Genomic DNA, 16590 nt, shown 5'->3' on the forward strand with positions numbered 1-16590 from the left:
AATCGCGGGGCGAGAGAAGCTAAGGTGAGAGATTGACAGCGACCCAAGCGGGTCTCGTTACGGCTGCTTCCTTCCGGATCTGACCGGGTTGGCGAGGCGCTCGCCCGCGCCAACCTCTCGAGAGGTGATATAGCGGCGCGCATCACCCCATGCAAGACCCTGCATAAAACACCGTTAAAAATGTAGGCGCAGACGCAGAAATCCGCGATCCGTGATCCCTAAGTTCTCGGGCGAAAATTCTTGGATCTCGGGCAAATAGGCAACGGCATCTGGCGTGGTTTCGAACACAGCGCTGGTGGGGTGCGTGGTTTTTATCTGCCAGTGTCCGTTTGGTTTAGGCGTGCTCGGACTTTTTACAAAATCCAGCAGGGCGTCCTGAACCGTCGAGCCACTGCGCAGCGTCGATTGGTCGACCGTCAGATTGGGGAATCGTCCGCCGCCTGCAATTCGGTAACTGGTGCTTGCGACCAAAAACCGTGCGTCTTTGTCGATCGGGGCACCTTTGTAGGCCACATTTTTGACGCGAGCCGCCGCCGCATTAATGACATCGCCGTTTAGCTGATACTTGGCCGGCTGGGTCGGGTCGATTGTGTAGGACAGGCCCAAAATCGCGTCAAAGTTAAACCGTGGCGCGCCGCTGCGGATAATGTCCTGATCCGGGTTATTTGGATCAAGCGTCGTGAAAATGGCGGCCGAGCGTTCGAGCCAGTCGCAAATGTCAGCGCCGCTCATATCGACGGCCCAGACCTGGTCCTCGAACGGGCAAAGCTGCAAAATGTGACGGTACTGGATCGGGCCTGCGGGAATGGCCAAATAGTTCGACGGGCCCGCCCGCCCGCCACTGGTGCCTGCCGCCACAGCGCAAACAATCGGCAAGTTTTGGTATTCGGTGCCTTTGGCCGCCCGCTCGATGGACTGCGTCATCGCGTCTGCCAACAGCTCCATTTCGGGGCTGGTTTTTAGCAGGGAAAAACAACTGTGAACCGGAGCATTGATCATGCCGACGCTGGTTGCCATCCGCGCCAGCGTTTTGCCGTGGACGGTTCGGCTCAGTTTTCGGACGGTGACGTTTTCAGGCACATTCAGCGCGGGAATGGCCTCACTGGTTTGTTCAGCAATGCGCCAGCCTTGGGGGGTGTAGTCGAGGTGCAGATCAATCTGGGCCAAATGCGACCCGGCAGCCCCCGGCATCACGGCAGGCGTGCCTAGTAACGTACCCGCGGCGTGGTCAACCCCGTCTTGCGCCGGTGCCTCGGGATTTGGGTCGGGAAACACACCATGCGAATGACCCGCGATGATGGCATCAATATCTTCGATCGCGCCCATTTGAAGCGCTGAGTTTTCTGTATCATCGCCGCCTTGCATCACGCCAATGCCGCTGTGGGCCAGCAAAACAACAATATCTGCACCCAGTGATTTCAGATGCGCACTGCCGGTTTTTGCAGCCTCAATCATCGGGGTGATTTCGGTCGTTTGCGGGAACTTTCCGTGGTTCCATTGCAGGGTTTTTGTCGGCAAAACCGAGAGCACGCCAATGCTCAGGGGTCGCAGGCGGGCATCGATGCACGGAATTTCACGGTGCAGCATGGCCCATGGCAAAATCATGTCCAAACCGGTGTCGCGTAGATGGGTCGTGTTGTGCAAATTGCTACAGACCACCGGGGCTGCGTATTGCGCCGCGACACGGCTAAAGAAATCCAGCCCGAAATCAAAGTCGTGATTGCCCAAACCGATGGCATCATATTCCAGCGCGTTAAATGCGTTGGCCATGGGGTGATCAAAGGGCTGATCGCGCAAAGTATCAGCCAATGCAGTGCCCTGCAGGGCGTCTCCGTTGTCAAACAACAGGCTTAAGCCAGTGTGCAGATCAGCCCGTGCGTTTGCAATCACAGTGGAAATGCGCGCCAATCCTGCATGCCGATTTGGCGTATTTGCCGTGTAATTGAACCCACGCAGATGCATGTGCAGGTCGCTGGTAGCAAGAATTCGCAGCGTTGTTTGGTATGAATGTATGACGGATTGCGCCCCCTTAAGCGTGTATGACTTGTGCGACATACACTGTCACGTTGTGCGCCCCTGACCTGCTTGTCAACTGAACAACTGTGGCATTGCGCGCGCAGATGCTGCATGCCACTGCTAGAGCAGAACCAAAAACGAGGGCAGGGTACATGAAAACCGCAGAAATGGTCACCTTTGGTGGGTCCGCATTAGACCGCGCAGGCGAGGTTCGAAATTCTCCTGATGTCATCCGGTTTATGCTGCGCAGTTCTGATGCGCGTGCGATCCTGTTTTGGCGCGGCAAGCCGTTGATCCACCGTGCGCGCCCTGCGGCATTGATCCGGTTGCCGATGGATCATCCGATTTTAGAACACGCCGCCCCTGACCCGATCCTGTTGGGGCGCGAAGACGGTGCGGCGCGGTTCGCATTCGATCTGTCGGCGTGGGAACCTGATGAACTGGATGCGGCCTCTTTGGGGGGATTTCTGGACCCAAGCGAGCAGCATCACCCGAGCCTGCCCGAAGATCATGTTTTTGCTGAATTGCGCCGGGTGATGACATGGTTAAATCCGCGTGACGCTGAATTGGCCGCAACGGGCCGTGCGATTTTCAGCTGGCATGACATCCACGGATTTTGCGCCAAATGCGGGGCGGCGTCACAGGTGTCGCATGGCGGATGGCAACGCAATTGCCCCAGCTGCAACGCCAGCCATTTCCCACGCACCGATCCGGTTGTGATTATGCTGATCACGCATGGCGACAAGGTTTTGATGGGGCGATCACCGGGCTGGCCACAGGGCATGTTTTCACTGCTTGCAGGGTTTGTGGAACCCGGAGAAACGCTGGAAGCCGCCGTGCGTCGCGAAGTTTTCGAGGAATCTGGCGTGCGCGTGGGCGAGGTCGGATATCTGGCGAGCCAGCCTTGGCCGTTCCCCGCATCCTTGATGTTTGGCTGCTCTGGCGTGGCGGTCAGCGAGGAAATCACCATCGATCCCGTCGAAATCGAAGCCGCAATGTGGGTCAGTCGAGACGAGATGATGCAAGTGTTTGCTGGGCAACACCCGCTCATTTTGCCAGCTCGAAAAGGGGCGATCGCGCATTTTTTGCTGGAAAATTGGCTTGCGGACACGCTTGATTAAGATGAACATGCGAAAAAACAAAAAAAGCGGGCGGGCGGAATGAAATTTACCACAATCGAAGATATAGAAGCGCCGGTTGCTTGGGTGTTCAAAACCATTTGCAATTTTGACGGCTACGAGCGGGCGGCGATGCGCCGTGGTGCCGAAGTGCAGCGCATGGATTACATGGACAACGGCATGGCGTGGAAGGCCGCATTCGACATGCGTGGCAAGCGGCGCGAAGTTGACGTTAAGATGGTGCCGTTTGACGCAACAAACGAGCTGAACATCTTTTTGACCTCGACAGGATTAGACGGTCTAGGTCACGTTGAACTGCTGGCATTGTCGCGCAATCGCACCCGTTTGACGGCAGAATTTGAAATCAAACCAACCAATTTGTCTGCGCGATTGCTTGTGCAATCCATGAAGCTGGCCAAGACGTCGCTGACCAAACGGTTCAAGCTGCGCGCGGCCTTGCATGCCAAGGACCTTGAGGATCGTTACAAATCCAGCACCTAGTCGCGTTTGTTTGAGGACGGGTAGACGCCCAGAATTTCCAAACGGTCGGTGAAGTAGCCCAATTCGTCCAATGCGCGTGCCACGTCTTCATCGTCGGGGTGGCCTTCGATGTCCGCGTAAAATTGCGTCGCAGTGAATTTGCCCTCGACCATGTAGCTTTCCAGTTTGATCATGTTGACGCCGTTGGTCGCGAATCCACCCATCGCTTTGTACAATGCCGCGGGGATGTTGCGCACTTGGAACACAAAAGTCGTTAGCATTTTATCGGCCCGGCGGCTGCGGTCGGGCGTGGGGGACATCAACAAGAAACGGGTGGTGTTGTGCCCGAGATCCTCGATGTCGCGGGCCAGCACATCCATGTCATAAATGTCGGCGGCCACAGCCGAGGCAAGCGCGCCCACGCCGTGTTCAGCTTTGATCGCGATTTCGGCCGCAGCCCCGGCACTGTCAGCAGCAGTTTCAGCGGAAATTCCATGCGCATCCAGAAAGGCGCGCGCTTGCGGGATTAGCACCATGTGGGCGCGCACATGGGTGATATCCTCAAGTTTTTGGCCCTTATTGGCCATCAGGGCGATGCGAACGCGCACGAAATCTTCGTCGATGATGTGCAAACCGCTTTCGGGAAGCAGGCGATGAATATCGGCCACGCGCCCGTAAGTCGAATTTTCGACAGGCAGCATTGCAAGGTCCGCGGCACCGGTTTTGACCGCGGCCAACACGTCCTCAAACCCGTTGCAGGGCACAGGCGTTGCGTCTGGGCGAGCGTTCAAAACGGCCTCGTGGCTGTAGGCACCTAAGGCCCCCTGAAATGCGATGCGCTGGGTCATAGCGGTGTTCCTTGGTGGTCTTTGCCGCGCCTTGAACGCAGGCAGGGCGATTGGTCGCGGTAACTACACCTAGACAGAGCCAAAGGGAACCAATAGATACGCGCCAAACCTATTCGCTCACTCTGAGATATGGACGCATCCTTATGTTCGACACTATGACACTCACTAAAATTGCTGGCGGCGTATTTGGCGCTTGGTTGGTTCTGCTGCTTGGTAAATGGGCCGCCGAAGAAGTCTATCACATGGATAGCCATGGCGAAGCGGCCTACGTCATCGATACCGGCGTCGAAGAAGAAGTCGAAGAGGTCGAAGTTATCGACATGGTTGCGTTGATGGAAACGGCCGAAATGGCGAGCGGCGCAAAGGTTTTCAAGAAATGCAGCTCTTGCCACAAAATCGAAGACGGCGCGAATGCAACTGGCCCCTCTTTGTATGGTGTCGTCGGTCGTGACATCGCCTCGGCGGATGGTTTTGGCTATTCCGGCGCTTTGGGTGGACTTGAGGGTGACTGGACAGTGGATGCCCTTGCGGGGTTCCTTGCCGATCCAAAAGGCTACGCACCAGGCAACAAGATGTCCTTTAAAGGTATCAAAAAGCCGCAAGAACGTGCTGACCTGATCATGTATTTGGACAGCTTGGACGACTGATCGTCCCGAATGAAAGTAAAGAAAAGGCCGTGTGCAGCAATGCGTGCGGCTTTTTTGTGTGAAATCCGCCGACTTATCCTCGAGAATTTGCCGAGTACGGTGCATTTACCTTTTGTTCACGTATTCGCAACTTGAATGTCACAATACTAGCCCGTTAGCGTGGACGGGATATATCTGGTAGAACACCAGCACATAACAAAGAGGATCAGCCAAATGCAGCGGACCCCAATGCAGGCGCCAAAACAGGCCAACACGATCGCGAAAGCCAAACCTATTGAGACGCCTTGGCGTTTGTGGACTGGGGTGGCGACAGCACTGATGGTGTTTGCGTTGATCGCCAGCACGGCGCGCGCTGAGGACAAGATAATCTCGTCACATGGCTATTCGTTTTACGGCGATCTGAGCTATCCGGCTGACTATCCGCATTTCAACTATGTGAACCCGGATGCACCCAAGGGTGGCGAAATTTCGATTGGGGCCGTCGGCACATTTGATTCGATGAACGGGTACAGCCGCAAAGGGCGCGCACCGGGTCTAAGCTCTATGATGTACGAGAGCCTTCTTGGGGCGGCACCTTCGGAAACCAACATTGATCTGGCATCCGCACCTGCTGATGCATTGGGCGAATACTACGGCCTGCTCGCAGAGCGTCTTGAGTATCCCGAAACCAAAGACTGGGTGATATTTTACATGCGGCCCGAAGCAAAGTTTTCGGATGGCACGCCACTGACTGCGCATGATGTCGCGTTTAGCCATAACTTGCTGCTGGATCAGGGGTTGAAAAGCTATGCAGACGCGGTGCGCAAACGTATTCCCAAAGTCGAAGTGCTGGATGATCACACGATCAAGTTTTATTTCACCGAAGGTATATCGCGGCGCACATTGATTGATCAGGTTGGTGCCGTACCGGTCTGGTCCGAAAAATGGTACACCGAAACCGGGGCAAAGTTGAACGAAAGCAGGCTGGACGTCTCGCCCGGATCGGGGCCATACGTGCTTGATAGCGTCAGTATTAACCGTCAGGTGGTTTACAAACGCGACCTGAACTATTGGGGCGCAGACCTACCTTTCAACGCGGGCCGTAACAACTTTGACAAAATCAGGGTTGAATACTTTGGTGATGAAACCGCTGCCTTTGAAGCGTTCAAAGCCGGCGATTACACATTCAAGCCCGAAGGCAACAGCAAGCGCTGGGCCACTGGCTATAATTTTCCTAACGTCAAGAATGGCAACGTCGTTCGCGAAGAAATACCCGATGGCGCGCCGGCGACCCCGATCGGGTTTGTGTTCAACGTCGGGGCACCGAACCTGACCGATATCCGCGTGCGCCAAGCGCTTGCGCTGGCGTATAATTTTGAGTGGACAAACCAAAGCTTGCAGCACGGCCTGTTCAAACAGCGCGTTTCGTTCACCCAAGATTCCCCGGTGATGGCAACTGGCAAGCCGGTTGGTGCAGAGCTGGAGTTTCTGAAATCGCTTGGCGATGTCGTGCCTCAGGATGTGCTGACAGATGACGTGCGTATGGCGCATACCTCGACCCCTGGCCGGTTATTTGACCGTAAAAACAGCCGCAAAGCCATGGGGCTTTTGGACGATGCTGGTTTCAAAGTCGGTGATAACGGTTTGCGCATGACCCTAGACGGTGCGCCGATGAAGGTGACATTCTTGCTGAGTGCCAACAGCTCGTCGACGGGACGTGCGATCATCGAGAACTATGTATCCAACGTGCGTAAACTGGGCATCGACATCACATTGGAAGTCGTTGACGGGGCGCAATATACAGCGCGCCGACGTGACCGTGATTACGATATTATTTTCGGCGGCTACTATCCGATCATCGAACCGGACACGGGGCTTGAGCAACAATTCGGCTCAGAAGCGGCTGAATTTTCGCTGTTTAACCCTTCGGGGCTCGCAAGCCCGTTTGTTGATGCAATCATTGAAAAATCACTACTGGCGCAAACCAAAGAAGAAGAAATCGCATCGATCCAAGCGCTTGATCGTGCGCTACGCCGCGAATTGATTATGGTTCCGTTGTGGTACAACGACAATTATTGGGTCGCGTATTACGACATGTACGCGCATCCGGAAACCACGCCACCGTACTTTCTGGGGTATCTGGATTTCTGGTGGTACGACCAAGACAAGGCGGATGCGCTGCGTGCGTCTGGCGTTCTAAGGTAGTCGCGTCATGGGTGCGTATATTTTCCGCCGACTGTTGCTGGTTATCCCGACATTGATCGGTATCTTGCTGGTGAACTTCGCGTTGATCCAGTTTGTGCCCGGCGGTCCTGTTGAACAGGCAATTGCGCGCGCCCAAGGTGGTGGTGACGTGATGGCCGGGTTCGCAGGTGGCGGGAATGATAGTGCCATTGATGACCTGAACACCGCGTCCGACAGTACCTATATCGGCGCGCGTGGCTTGCCACCTGAATTTATCGCTGAGCTTGAGGCGCAGTTCGGGTTCGACAAACCACCCGTCACGCGGTTCCTGAATATGCTGTGGAATTACGCGCGCTTTGATTTTGGCGAAAGCTATTTCCGATCCGCAAATGTGGTCGAGCTGATCAAGGAAAAGCTGCCTGTTTCCATCACGTTAGGCCTTTGGTCGACGTTGATCGCCTATCTGATTTCGATCCCGCTAGGCATTCGCAAGGCTGTGCATGACGGGTCGCGGTTTGACACGTGGACCAGTGGTTTCATCATCGCCGCCTACGCGATCCCCAGCTTTTTGTTCGCGATCATGTTGTTGGTTTTGTTTGCCGGCGGCAGCTATTTCCAGTGGTTCCCACTGCGGGGTTTGACGTCTGACAATTTTGAGCAACTCAGCATGCTGGGCAAGATGCGGGATTACTTTTGGCACATTGCCTTGCCCGTTCTCGCCACCACTATCGGCAGCTTTGCGACGCTGACGCTACTGACCAAGAACAGCTTTCTGGACGAGATCAAAAAGCTGTATGTGGTCACCGCCCGCGCCAAGGGGCTAAGTGAACGCCAAGTGCTGTATGGCCACGTGTTCCGCAACGCGATGCTGATCGTGATTGCCTCGTTCCCTGGCGTTTTCATCTCGGTTTTCATCGCAGGTTCAGTCATCATCGAAACGATATTCTCGCTGGACGGTTTGGGCCGTCTGATGTTCGAGGCGACAGTGGCGCGCGATTATCCAATCGTCTTTGGGTCGTTGTTCATCTTTAGTTTGATCGGCCTTTTGGTCAGCATCATTTCAGACCTGATGTACGTGCTGGTCGACCCCCGCATTGATTTCGAACGGAGGGAAGGCTGATGGCTTTGTCCCCTCTCAACAAACGTCGCTGGAACAATTTCCGGCGCAACAAGCGCGCGTATTGGTCGCTGTGGCTGTTTGCAATCCTGTTCGGCCTTAGTCTTTGCGCGGATGTGATCGCCAACGACAAGCCGATTTTGGTGCGTTACCAAGGTGCGAATTACTACCCGATTTTGCAGTTTTACCCGGAAACGGCGTTTGGCGGCGATTTCCAAACCGAGGCGGTTTACCGCGATCCAGAGGTGGAATGCTTGATCGTGTCTGGCGGTTTGGACATCTGTTTTGACGACCCCGAAGGGATCATCGAAGATTCCGGTGACGGTGTGGTTGAGGGCGAACCGATCACCAAAGGCTGGACCATCTGGCCGCCGATCCCCTATTCGTACAACACAGCCGTCGAACGCCCCGGTGCGGCACCGTTGCCGCCGAACGGGCAGAACCTGCTAGGCACCGATGGCACCAAACGCGACGTGCTGGCGCGGGTGATCCACGGGTTCCGCCTGTCTATCTTTTTCACGATTCTGGTGACGGGCACCGCGACGCTGATTGGCATTGTCGCTGGCGCGATCCAAGGGTTCTTTGGCGGGCTGACCGACTTGATTTTCCAACGGATCATCGAAATCTGGCAAGCGATCCCGGCTCTGTTCGTCATCATTATCATGTTCGCGATTTTGGGGCGCAGTTTCTGGCTGCTTGTGGGGCTGTCGATCTTGTTTGCGTGGACCGGCCTTGTGGGTGTTGTGCGCGCCGAATTCTTGCGCGCGCGCAATCTGGAATACGTGCGTGCGGCCCGTGCGCTGGGCGTGTCCAACGTCACGATCATGTTCCGCCACATGCTGCCCAACGCGATGGTTGCCACGCTGACGATGCTGCCGTTCATCATCACGGCGACGATTTCATCGCTGGCTGTGCTCGATTACTTGGGCTTTGGTTTGCCGTCGTCAGCACCATCTTTGGGCGAACTGACGTTGCAAGCGAAACAGAACCTGCAAGCGCCTTGGCTGGCGTTTACCGCCTTCTTTACGTTCGCGATAATGTTGTCGCTGCTGGTGTTCATCTTTGAGGGCATCCGCGATGCCTTTGATCCGCGAAAGACATTCCAATGAGCGCGATTTTAGACGTCAAAGACCTTAACGTCCGCTTTCGCCAAGACGGGGCCGTGACCCACGCCGTGCGCGGTGTCAGCTTTAGCGTGAACAGGGGGGAAGTCGTGGCGTTGGTCGGCGAATCTGGGTCCGGCAAATCGGTCTCTGCCTTGTCCACCGTGTCGCTGTTGGGTGACAGCGCCGAGGTCACCGGGTCGGTCACCTACGACGGTCAGGAAATGATTGGCGCAAGTGACCGCACGCTGCGCAAAGTGCGCGGCAACGACATTAGCTTTATCTTTCAAGAACCGATGTCGTCGCTGAACCCGCTGCACACGATTGATAAACAACTCAGCGAAAGCCTCGCGTTGCACCAAGGGGTGATCGGGCCAGATGCCCGTGTTCGCGTGCTGGAACTGCTTGAAAAAGTCGGAATCAGGGATGCTGAAACCCGCCTGTCCAGCTATCCGCATCAGCTGTCCGGTGGGCAACGCCAGCGCGTGATGATTGCGATGGCGCTGGCGAACAAACCGGATGTTCTGATCGCGGATGAACCGACGACGGCGCTGGATGTGACCATTCAGGCGCAAATTTTGGACCTGCTCAAAGACCTCAAGGACGCGGAAGGCATGGGCCTTTTGTTCATCACGCACGATCTTGGCATCGTGCGCCGCATCGCGGACCGCGTGTTTGTGATGCAGCAAGGTGAAGTTGTTGAAAGCGGCCCAACGGCTGAGTTGTTCGCCAATCCGCAACATCCCTACACGCAAAAACTGCTGGGGGCTGAACCGACGGGCACGCCTGCCCCGGTGCCTGAGGGTGCTAAGGTGATGGTTGAAACGGACAACCTCAAGGTCTGGTTCCCGATCGCCGCAGGCGTCATGCGCCGCACCGTTGGCCACGTAAAGGCCGTTAACGCATCGACATTCAACGTGCGCGCGGGCGAAACGTTGGGCATCGTCGGCGAAAGTGGATCGGGCAAAACGACGATGGCGCTGGCGATCATGCGCCTGATCGCCTCCGAGGGCGGCATCACATATGACGGTCAGGATATCCGCAGCTGGAAGACCCGCGAATTGCGGCGTTTGCGCAAAGATATGCAGATCGTGTTTCAGGATCCGTTTGGGTCGCTAAGCCCACGCATGACCTGCATGCAGATCATCGCCGAAGGGCTGACTGTGCACAACATCGACCCAGATCGCGATCACCGCGATCTGGTGCGCGAAGTGATGATCGAAACCGGTTTAGATCCAGCCACGATGGACCGCTATCCGCACGAATTTTCAGGTGGTCAACGCCAGCGGATTGCAATCGCGCGGGCCATGGTTTTGCGCCCCAAGCTGCTGGTGTTGGATGAACCGACCTCGGCGCTGGACATGACTGTGCAGGTGCAGATCGTCGATCTGTTGCGCGAATTGCAGGTCAAATACGGGCTGGCCTATTTGTTCATCAGCCACGATCTGAAAGTCATCCGCGCCATGTCGCACAAGGTGATTGTGATGAAACAAGGTGACGTGATCGAGCAGGGCACCGCGCAGGATCTGTTTGAGAACCCGCAGACAGATTACACGCGCGAATTGTTGCAAGCGACCCACTAGACCGTCACGCAAACGCGCTTTGCATCCCGGCGCGCGCTCTGGCACCTTTGGTCTATTAAGGCCAAAGGAATACTGCCCATGCGTTCGATGCCCCAGTCCGTTTACCGCTATATCTTTCGCTACTCCAAGGCCCGCCAGATGGTGGTGATCGTCATGACGCTTGGGTTGTTGCCGCTGGCCCCCATCCCGCTGGAATTACAGCGACGGATGCTGGATGACGCGGTCGCGGGCAAAGACGTCGATCTGCTGATTTGGCTGGGCTCGCTTTACATCGCAACGCTTTTGCTGGCGTCCGGGCTGAAGCTGTTGATGCGCATTCAGCGCGAATTGATCTCGGCCAAGATTGTGCACACGCTGCGCCGTTCAGTTTTTTATTGTATCTACACAATTATTCCACCCTCTCGGATCAAGGCGAGTGCGGCTGGCGAGGACGTCGTTGACGAAGGCGCTGTCGTGTCCATGCTCTCCAGCGAAGTCGAAAAGCTGGGTGGTTTTGCTGGCTCTGCGATCTCTGGTCCGTTGCTGCAAATTGGTACGCTCGTTTCGATCCTTGGGTACATGTTTTACATCGAACCGCTGGTGGCTGCGATCGCATTGGCGTTGTATTCACCGCAATTTGTCATCGTGCCGATCTTTCAGGCGCGGATGAACCGGTTGGCGAAACGCAAGGCGCTAAAGGTCCGCCGCCTTGGCAATTTCATCGTGGATCAGGCCGAAGAAGAACTGCTGCAACAAGAGCCGCCCGCGCTGTTCACCGAGCTGACAGACGCGATTTTGAAGATCAGAACCAAGTTTTTGATGACTAAAAATGTGATGAAGACGCTGAACAATTTACTGATCGCAATGGGCCCCTTTGGCGTGATTGCCTATGGCGGGTATCTGGCGATCAATGACCAGATCGAGGTTGGTGTGATTCTGGCCTTTGTGTCGGGGTTGGAACGCTTGGGCGGCCCCATCCGCGATCTGATCGGCAGCTATTCGTCGATCACTGATGCGCGGATGCGGTATGGTATTTTGCTGGCCTCGTTCCCGTCCCACATGGATGCGGATGATCCGGTGCCGATGCCCAACATGATGGGTGGCGAGACGATTTAGCTAGGCTGCCTCGTCCGTTTTGATGACACGCGCGTAGGTGCCTGACAGCGCAGCCATGAACGATGCCATAACCGCCGGGGCAGGGACCGAAACGCCGTTCCAGTCCACTGCTTTTGCGGCACAGGCATCTGCCACAACGCTCACCTCAAACCCGAAATCCTTGGCAGCGCGGGCCGTGGCATCGATGCACATCTGCGCCATGGCTCCGGCGATCTGAACCTCAGTGATTTTTGCGGCTTGCAGGTGTTCCAACAGGTCCGTTTCATGGAAACTATTGGGGCGATGTTTGAGGACAACAACTTCCTCCGGCAAGGGCGCAACCGCGTCGTGTATCTGCGCGCCAACCGAGTTTGGGCGAAAGAACGGCGCGGTTTCACCGCCTTCGTGGCGCACGTGAATGACAATGCGACCAGCCACGCGGGCCTTGACCAAAAGACGGGCGGCATTGGCCGCGGCAGTGTCCATATTGTGCAATGGCCAAAGCCCTCCTTCGAAATAATCGTTCTGGATATCCACCAGAACCAACGCTGTTTTATCGGTCATATGGATGCTCACAACTTGTTCGGATCGATGCAACGTTTGGGGGCAAGGAACCAGTGGCCCGAGGGCAACCAGCGCACCCGCGATTGGATGCTTGGTTTCACATCACGCACGGCGACGCAGTTTGAACGTGTCGCGGTCATGAAAGATTTGGCATAAATGTTGAACATTTCAATCTCCTGATGTTGTGTGGATCTTCCATTGCTTTATTGAATTTTCGGGAACAGAATGCGATTCAATTGAAATTCCTTCATGTAAGTTAGGCTAACATATGGATTGGCGTGATCTTCCGCCGCTTGCCGGTTTGCGGGCGTTTGCCGCGTTCGCTGATACAGGCGGCGTGGCCCAGGCAGGCGTTGCTTTGGGTGTCAGCCATGCGGCGATCAGTCAGCAATTGCGCAGTCTTGAGGCGCACTTGGGGGTGTCGTTGTTAGACCGTGCGGGGCGCACGATGCACCTGACGGCCGAGGGTGACGCGCTGGCCCACGCTGCCTTGCAAGGTTTCGCGCAAATGATCGAGGCAAGCCGCACAATCACCGGTGCCAACGACACGCGCCCGCTGCATATTACTGCAACACCCACGTTTGCGGCGTCGTGGTTAATGCCGTGCCTGCCCAGATTTCGCGCCATTGCGCCGGACGTTAATATTCTGCTGAACCCGACGCCTGACACGGTGACGCTGGAACCGGGCGGCGTCGACATTGCGATCAGGTACGGGACGGGGCCGTGGGCGGGGCTGGACAATGAACTGTGGTTGGAATCGCCCATGGTTGTTGTCGGCGCGCCCGAACTAATTGGCGGCAAACAGATCGACAGTGCCGATGATTTGCGCCACCTGCCGTGGCTCGAAGAATTCGGACGTTCCGAGGGCAGCGATTGGCTGCGCGAACACGGCGTTTCTGAGGCCACAACAGCCGGGTTCATCCAAGTGCCGGGCAATCTGATGCTGGACGGGGCCCGCGACGGGCAGGGGATCGCGGTAACGGTGCGCGCATTTGTCGAAGCCGATTTGCAATCGGGTCGATTGGTCCTGCTGGCCGAGGAAGAACGCGAGGGCGCGGGCTATCACATTGTTACGCGGCCAGGCGTGCAGCGACCGCCGCTCAAAGCGTTCGTGCGCTGGCTGAAACGTATTTTGGCAGAAGAAGGTGCTTAGCGTCTAAGACGCAGGCCCGACCATAAAGCAGGTCACGTTGCGCGCTTGCAATCGACGACAGGCAAGGTCGGCGGTTTCGCGGGTCATGCCCATGAAATTCGCGTCAAATCCACGGGGTCGTTGCACCACTTTGCGCAGTGATCCATCCAGCGTCGACATCTCGGACAGGGCCGTTTTCAGTAAAACGCGTTCGGCTTTGTAGCGGCTGGGGTAACGACCAACGTTCACACCCCAGTGACGCCCGCCCGAGGTCGACAAACGCGTGACGACTTCGGGTTCCGGGGCCACGCGGGCCAAGACGAGGTTCTCGGGGCGTGCGTTGGGACGGGTCGAAACAACGGCGATGCTTTGATCGGGTTGCTCTGTAATTTCGGGCGTGGATTGTTGCGCCTCGGCGATGGCCGAGTTGATGTCAGCGGGCAGAACCGTGGTTGTGGTTTCAAGTGCGGCCACCAAGACGGGGGCCTCGGCCCCTGGGCGCAGCTGCGGTCGAAGGCTGGTTTTGACCGCCACGTTCAGGCGGATCGTTTTGCCCGCACCTTTTGGCTTGGCCTGGTCAACACTGGCGTAATTCGGGGCGTCAGGTTTGCGAACTGGCGCACGTGATGGCGCGCGGCGAAACCCGAGGTCCAGCAGTTCGGCAACTTTGGCGTTGCGCGCGGCTGACGATTTGCCACCAAAAACGGTTGCGATGATCCGCTCGTTTCCGCGCTCTGCCGAGGCGACAAGGTTGGACCCAGCCGCCCGTGTGTAGCCGGTTTTGATCCCGTCAGCGCCCTTGTACGACGCCAGCAAACGGCGGTTGGTGTTGGCCACTTCGCGGATGCCCGCGTCGGTGGTCGTGCGCGAGAACAGGTTATAATACTGCGGATAGTCGTACAAGACGTGCCGCCCCAGGGTCGACATATCGCGCGCCGTGGACATGTGGCCGGTTTCGGTCAGGCCATGCGCGTTTTTGAACGTGGTGCGGGTCATGCCCAATGCTTGGGCTGTGCGGGTCATGCGGCGGGCGAATTTCGCCTCTGAGCCACTGATCGCTTCGCCGATGGCCGTCGCTGCATCGTTCGCGGATTTCACCGCAGCGGCGCGGATCAAATAGCGCATCGAAATTCTCTGACCGGCTTTCAGACCCAGCTTTGAGGGCGGTTCTGCGGCGGCATTTTTCGAGATTTTGACCTTGGTATCAAGCGAGATTTCGCCCCGCTCGATCGCTTCGAATGCGATGTACAGCGTCATCATTTTGGTGAGCGATGCAGGATGCAATCGCGTGTCTGCGTTGCGTGCATGCAGCACTTCGCCAGTGCGCGCATCCATGACGAATGCAGCATAGGGGGCGGCTGCGACACTAAGCGGTAAAACCACCAGCATCCAAACAGCTGCGATGAACAATAGCCCAAAACGGGCCGGCTGTATGCGCCGAACCTTCACAATGAATCTGCCTTTTTCTGCCTCTGGGCTGCCTGCTTTTTGCGGCTTACCCTTATTTTTATGTGGCTAGACTAACATAAGTTCAATTTTCGATAAACCCTTAGAATCAAAGCGATAGGCAGTTTTCTGCGCTGCAATAAATCTACATGTTGGGGTGGTGGGAAGTTTGCGCAATAGACCTGCCAATGTGTCAAGAATGTGGCAGCAGGCCTTGGGGAGTGCCTTATGGCCTGTGTAGATTTGTAATGTAGGCGTTCGGCAAAAATGACAGGGCCAATGAAAAGGCACAGGGCGCGTGCAAATGTGCCTTGATCGCGGTCTCTAGTTTCTGGGCCAAAGCGTTCATAAATGCGGTGTCGCGGTGTGGTTTTTCCAGCACAGAGACTTTGATCAAAACATGCGTGTGGTGAAATTCTGCAACCTTGTGCGCCCGTCCTTTGCATGCCCCTGCAGCGCCATCAAAGGCGGCGATTGTGCTTTCGATCGCGGCCAGAATGGCTGGCGCATTAAGGGTCAGATCGCTGGAATAGTTCAGGTCGGCCTGTGGCATGGTTTATCCTTTGGTAAGATCGCCCAGCAACGCAGCTAACGCGCCAAGATCTGGGATCGTGTGATAACGTGGGCTGTGGACAGGTGGGTCGGCGCGCTCGATTTCCCAAGCGATACCATGCGGCACAAACACGCCCCACCCGCCTGCGTCAATCATCGGTACAACATCGGATTTCATCGAATTGCCGATCATCATGCCTTGTGCAGACCCGGTGCCGTGTTGCGAAAAGATGCGGGCATAGACGTCTGGCACCTTGTCCGAGACGATTTCGACGCCGTCAAACACATCCCCCAAACCGGATTGCGCGACTTTGCGTTCTTGGTCCAGCAGATCACCTTTGGTGATGATCAGAACTTTGCCATGGCTTTTCGCGGCGTCCACGGCTTCGGCCGCAAAGGGCAGTAATTCTATCGGATAGGCCAGCATCTCTTTGCCGGCGTCGATCAGCTGCGCGATCACTTTTCCCGGTACTTTGTGATTGGTGACCTCGAGCGCGGTTTCGATCATCGACAGCACAAAGCCTTTGACGCCAAACCCGTAATGCAAAATGTTGCGACGCTCTGCTGCGACCAACAATGCCTTTAGATCAGGGCCATCCATGTAGTCGGCCAGCAGTGTCACAAAGCGGTCTTGGGTCAGGTAAAAAAACCGTTCGTTGTGCCAAAGCGTGTCGTCGGCATCAAAGGCAATCGTGGTAAGGGTGTTACTCATCTGGTGCGCTGCCTCTTTTCTAAAGCCACAACGAC

The 16590-nt window shown here is 56.3% G+C and carries 16 protein-coding genes and 1 other RNA gene; 9 read left to right on the forward strand and 8 right to left on the reverse strand.

All coding sequences use genetic code 11. The features are described 5' to 3' along the window. Positions 1–22: 22 nt before the first annotated feature. Both ffs and ACFIO0_RS19605 read right to left on the reverse strand, forming a co-directional pair. Positions 23–120: signal recognition particle sRNA small type (ffs, locus tag ACFIO0_RS19600), an RNA gene on the reverse strand. 54 nt (positions 121–174) lie between these two features. Continuing rightward, positions 175–2055 (reverse strand): 5'-nucleotidase C-terminal domain-containing protein, encoded by a 1881-nt coding sequence (locus ACFIO0_RS19605; RefSeq protein ID WP_390912081.1) that lies wholly within the window; start codon positions 2053–2055, stop codon positions 175–177. 113 nt (positions 2056–2168) lie between these two features. Here ACFIO0_RS19605 and nudC point away from each other — a divergent pair, with 113 nt between their 5' ends. Further along, positions 2169–3137 carry an NAD(+) diphosphatase gene (gene nudC / locus ACFIO0_RS19610; RefSeq protein ID WP_390912082.1) on the forward strand — a complete coding sequence of 323 codons (969 nt, stop codon included), beginning with the start codon at positions 2169–2171 and terminating at the stop codon, positions 3135–3137. Between the two features lie 39 nt (positions 3138–3176). Next, the gene (locus tag ACFIO0_RS19615) at positions 3177–3635 is read left to right on the forward strand and encodes an SRPBCC family protein (RefSeq protein ID WP_390912083.1); all 459 of its coding nucleotides are present in this window, start codon (positions 3177–3179) and stop codon (positions 3633–3635) included. Here the strand turns inward: ACFIO0_RS19615 and ACFIO0_RS19620 are convergent. After that, positions 3632–4462: a prephenate dehydratase gene (locus ACFIO0_RS19620; protein ID WP_390912084.1), complete on the reverse strand. Its 831-nt coding sequence runs from the start codon at positions 4460–4462 to the stop codon at positions 3632–3634. The genes ACFIO0_RS19615 and ACFIO0_RS19620 overlap by 4 nt on opposite strands. A 143-nt stretch (positions 4463–4605) precedes the next feature. Between ACFIO0_RS19620 and ACFIO0_RS19625 the strand changes: the two genes are divergently transcribed. The 6 genes from ACFIO0_RS19625 (at position 4606) to ACFIO0_RS19650 (ending at position 12170) form a co-directional block, all read left to right on the forward strand. Then, entirely contained in the window at positions 4606–5109 is a 504-nt protein-coding gene (locus ACFIO0_RS19625) for a c-type cytochrome (RefSeq protein ID WP_390912085.1), read from the forward strand. Positions 5110–5322: 213 nt separating this feature from the next. Further along, on the forward strand, positions 5323–7293 hold the full coding sequence (locus tag ACFIO0_RS19630) for an ABC transporter substrate-binding protein (protein ID WP_390912086.1): 1971 nt from the start codon (positions 5323–5325) through the stop codon (positions 7291–7293). 7 nt (positions 7294–7300) lie between these two features. Then, positions 7301–8392 carry a microcin C ABC transporter permease YejB gene (locus tag ACFIO0_RS19635; protein WP_390912087.1) on the forward strand — a complete coding sequence of 364 codons (1092 nt, stop codon included), beginning with the start codon at positions 7301–7303 and terminating at the stop codon, positions 8390–8392. Beyond that, positions 8392–9498 (forward strand): ABC transporter permease subunit, encoded by a 1107-nt coding sequence (locus ACFIO0_RS19640; protein ID WP_390912088.1) that lies wholly within the window; start codon positions 8392–8394, stop codon positions 9496–9498. Before ACFIO0_RS19635 ends, ACFIO0_RS19640 begins: the two co-directional genes overlap by 1 nt. After that, the gene (locus ACFIO0_RS19645; protein ID WP_390912089.1) at positions 9495–11075 is read left to right on the forward strand and encodes a dipeptide ABC transporter ATP-binding protein; all 1581 of its coding nucleotides are present in this window, start codon (positions 9495–9497) and stop codon (positions 11073–11075) included. Before ACFIO0_RS19640 ends, ACFIO0_RS19645 begins: the two co-directional genes overlap by 4 nt. A 78-nt stretch (positions 11076–11153) precedes the next feature. Continuing rightward, positions 11154–12170, forward strand: coding sequence for an ABC transporter transmembrane domain-containing protein (locus tag ACFIO0_RS19650; protein ID WP_390912090.1), 1017 nt, complete (start codon positions 11154–11156; stop codon positions 12168–12170). On the opposite strand, the gene ACFIO0_RS19655 is transcribed toward ACFIO0_RS19650, so the two are convergent. Together ACFIO0_RS19655 and ACFIO0_RS19660 are read right to left on the reverse strand one after the other, a co-directional pair. After that, positions 12171–12713, reverse strand: coding sequence for an isochorismatase family protein (locus tag ACFIO0_RS19655; RefSeq protein ID WP_390912091.1), 543 nt, complete (start codon positions 12711–12713; stop codon positions 12171–12173). An 8-nt stretch (positions 12714–12721) separates the two neighbouring features. Then, positions 12722–12880 carry a hypothetical protein gene (locus ACFIO0_RS19660; protein ID WP_390912092.1) on the reverse strand — a complete coding sequence of 53 codons (159 nt, stop codon included), beginning with the start codon at positions 12878–12880 and terminating at the stop codon, positions 12722–12724. Positions 12881–12981: 101 nt separating this feature from the next. Between ACFIO0_RS19660 and ACFIO0_RS19665 the strand changes: the two genes are divergently transcribed. Continuing rightward, positions 12982–13866: a LysR substrate-binding domain-containing protein gene (locus ACFIO0_RS19665; RefSeq protein ID WP_390912093.1), complete on the forward strand. Its 885-nt coding sequence runs from the start codon at positions 12982–12984 to the stop codon at positions 13864–13866. A gap of 3 nt (positions 13867–13869) precedes the next feature. On the opposite strand, the gene ACFIO0_RS19670 is transcribed toward ACFIO0_RS19665, so the two are convergent. The 3 genes from ACFIO0_RS19670 to ACFIO0_RS19680 all read right to left on the reverse strand — a co-directional run bounded on the left by ACFIO0_RS19670 (position 13870) and on the right by ACFIO0_RS19680 (position 16555). Next, the gene (locus ACFIO0_RS19670) at positions 13870–15234 is read right to left on the reverse strand and encodes a serine hydrolase (protein ID WP_390915373.1); all 1365 of its coding nucleotides are present in this window, start codon (positions 15232–15234) and stop codon (positions 13870–13872) included. A 283-nt stretch (positions 15235–15517) separates the two neighbouring features. Next, positions 15518–15844 carry a hypothetical protein gene (locus ACFIO0_RS19675; protein ID WP_390912094.1) on the reverse strand — a complete coding sequence of 109 codons (327 nt, stop codon included), beginning with the start codon at positions 15842–15844 and terminating at the stop codon, positions 15518–15520. A gap of 3 nt (positions 15845–15847) precedes the next feature. Further along, positions 15848–16555, reverse strand: a complete 708-nt coding sequence (locus ACFIO0_RS19680; RefSeq protein WP_390912095.1) for an HAD family hydrolase — start codon at positions 16553–16555, stop codon at positions 15848–15850. Between the last annotated feature and the right edge of the window lie 35 nt (positions 16556–16590).

Origin of the sequence: Pseudosulfitobacter sp. SM2401, from assembly GCF_042932805.1 — a bacterium.
Lineage (GTDB): Bacteria > Pseudomonadota > Alphaproteobacteria > Rhodobacterales > Rhodobacteraceae > Ascidiaceihabitans.

Bases quoted from the DNA above. Each gene is read 5' to 3' on its own strand.
- ACFIO0_RS19670 (WP_390915373.1), bottom strand. From the start codon at position 15,234: ATGCTGGTGGTTTTACCGCTTAGTGTCGCAGCCGCCCCCTATGCTGCA.
- ACFIO0_RS19620 (WP_390912084.1), bottom strand. From the start codon at position 4,462: ATGACCCAGCGCATCGCATTTCAGGGGGCCTTAGGTGCCTACAGCCAC.
- ACFIO0_RS19665 (WP_390912093.1), top strand. From the start codon at position 12,982: ATGGATTGGCGTGATCTTCCGCCGCTTGCCGGTTTGCGGGCGTTTGCC.
- ACFIO0_RS19625 (WP_390912085.1), top strand. From the start codon at position 4,606: ATGTTCGACACTATGACACTCACTAAAATTGCTGGCGGCGTATTTGGC.
- nudC (WP_390912082.1), top strand. From the start codon at position 2,169: ATGAAAACCGCAGAAATGGTCACCTTTGGTGGGTCCGCATTAGACCGC.
- ACFIO0_RS19630 (WP_390912086.1), top strand. From the start codon at position 5,323: ATGCAGCGGACCCCAATGCAGGCGCCAAAACAGGCCAACACGATCGCG.
- ACFIO0_RS19605 (WP_390912081.1), bottom strand. From the start codon at position 2,055: ATGTCGCACAAGTCATACACGCTTAAGGGGGCGCAATCCGTCATACAT.
- ACFIO0_RS19640 (WP_390912088.1), top strand. From the start codon at position 8,392: ATGGCTTTGTCCCCTCTCAACAAACGTCGCTGGAACAATTTCCGGCGC.
- ACFIO0_RS19655 (WP_390912091.1), bottom strand. From the start codon at position 12,713: ATGACCGATAAAACAGCGTTGGTTCTGGTGGATATCCAGAACGATTAT.
- ACFIO0_RS19645 (WP_390912089.1), top strand. From the start codon at position 9,495: ATGAGCGCGATTTTAGACGTCAAAGACCTTAACGTCCGCTTTCGCCAA.
- ACFIO0_RS19675 (WP_390912094.1), bottom strand. From the start codon at position 15,844: ATGCCACAGGCCGACCTGAACTATTCCAGCGATCTGACCCTTAATGCG.
- ACFIO0_RS19635 (WP_390912087.1), top strand. From the start codon at position 7,301: ATGGGTGCGTATATTTTCCGCCGACTGTTGCTGGTTATCCCGACATTG.
- ACFIO0_RS19615 (WP_390912083.1), top strand. From the start codon at position 3,177: ATGAAATTTACCACAATCGAAGATATAGAAGCGCCGGTTGCTTGGGTG.
- ACFIO0_RS19680 (WP_390912095.1), bottom strand. From the start codon at position 16,555: ATGAGTAACACCCTTACCACGATTGCCTTTGATGCCGACGACACGCTT.
- ACFIO0_RS19660 (WP_390912092.1), bottom strand. From the start codon at position 12,880: ATGTTCAACATTTATGCCAAATCTTTCATGACCGCGACACGTTCAAAC.
- ACFIO0_RS19650 (WP_390912090.1), top strand. From the start codon at position 11,154: ATGCGTTCGATGCCCCAGTCCGTTTACCGCTATATCTTTCGCTACTCC.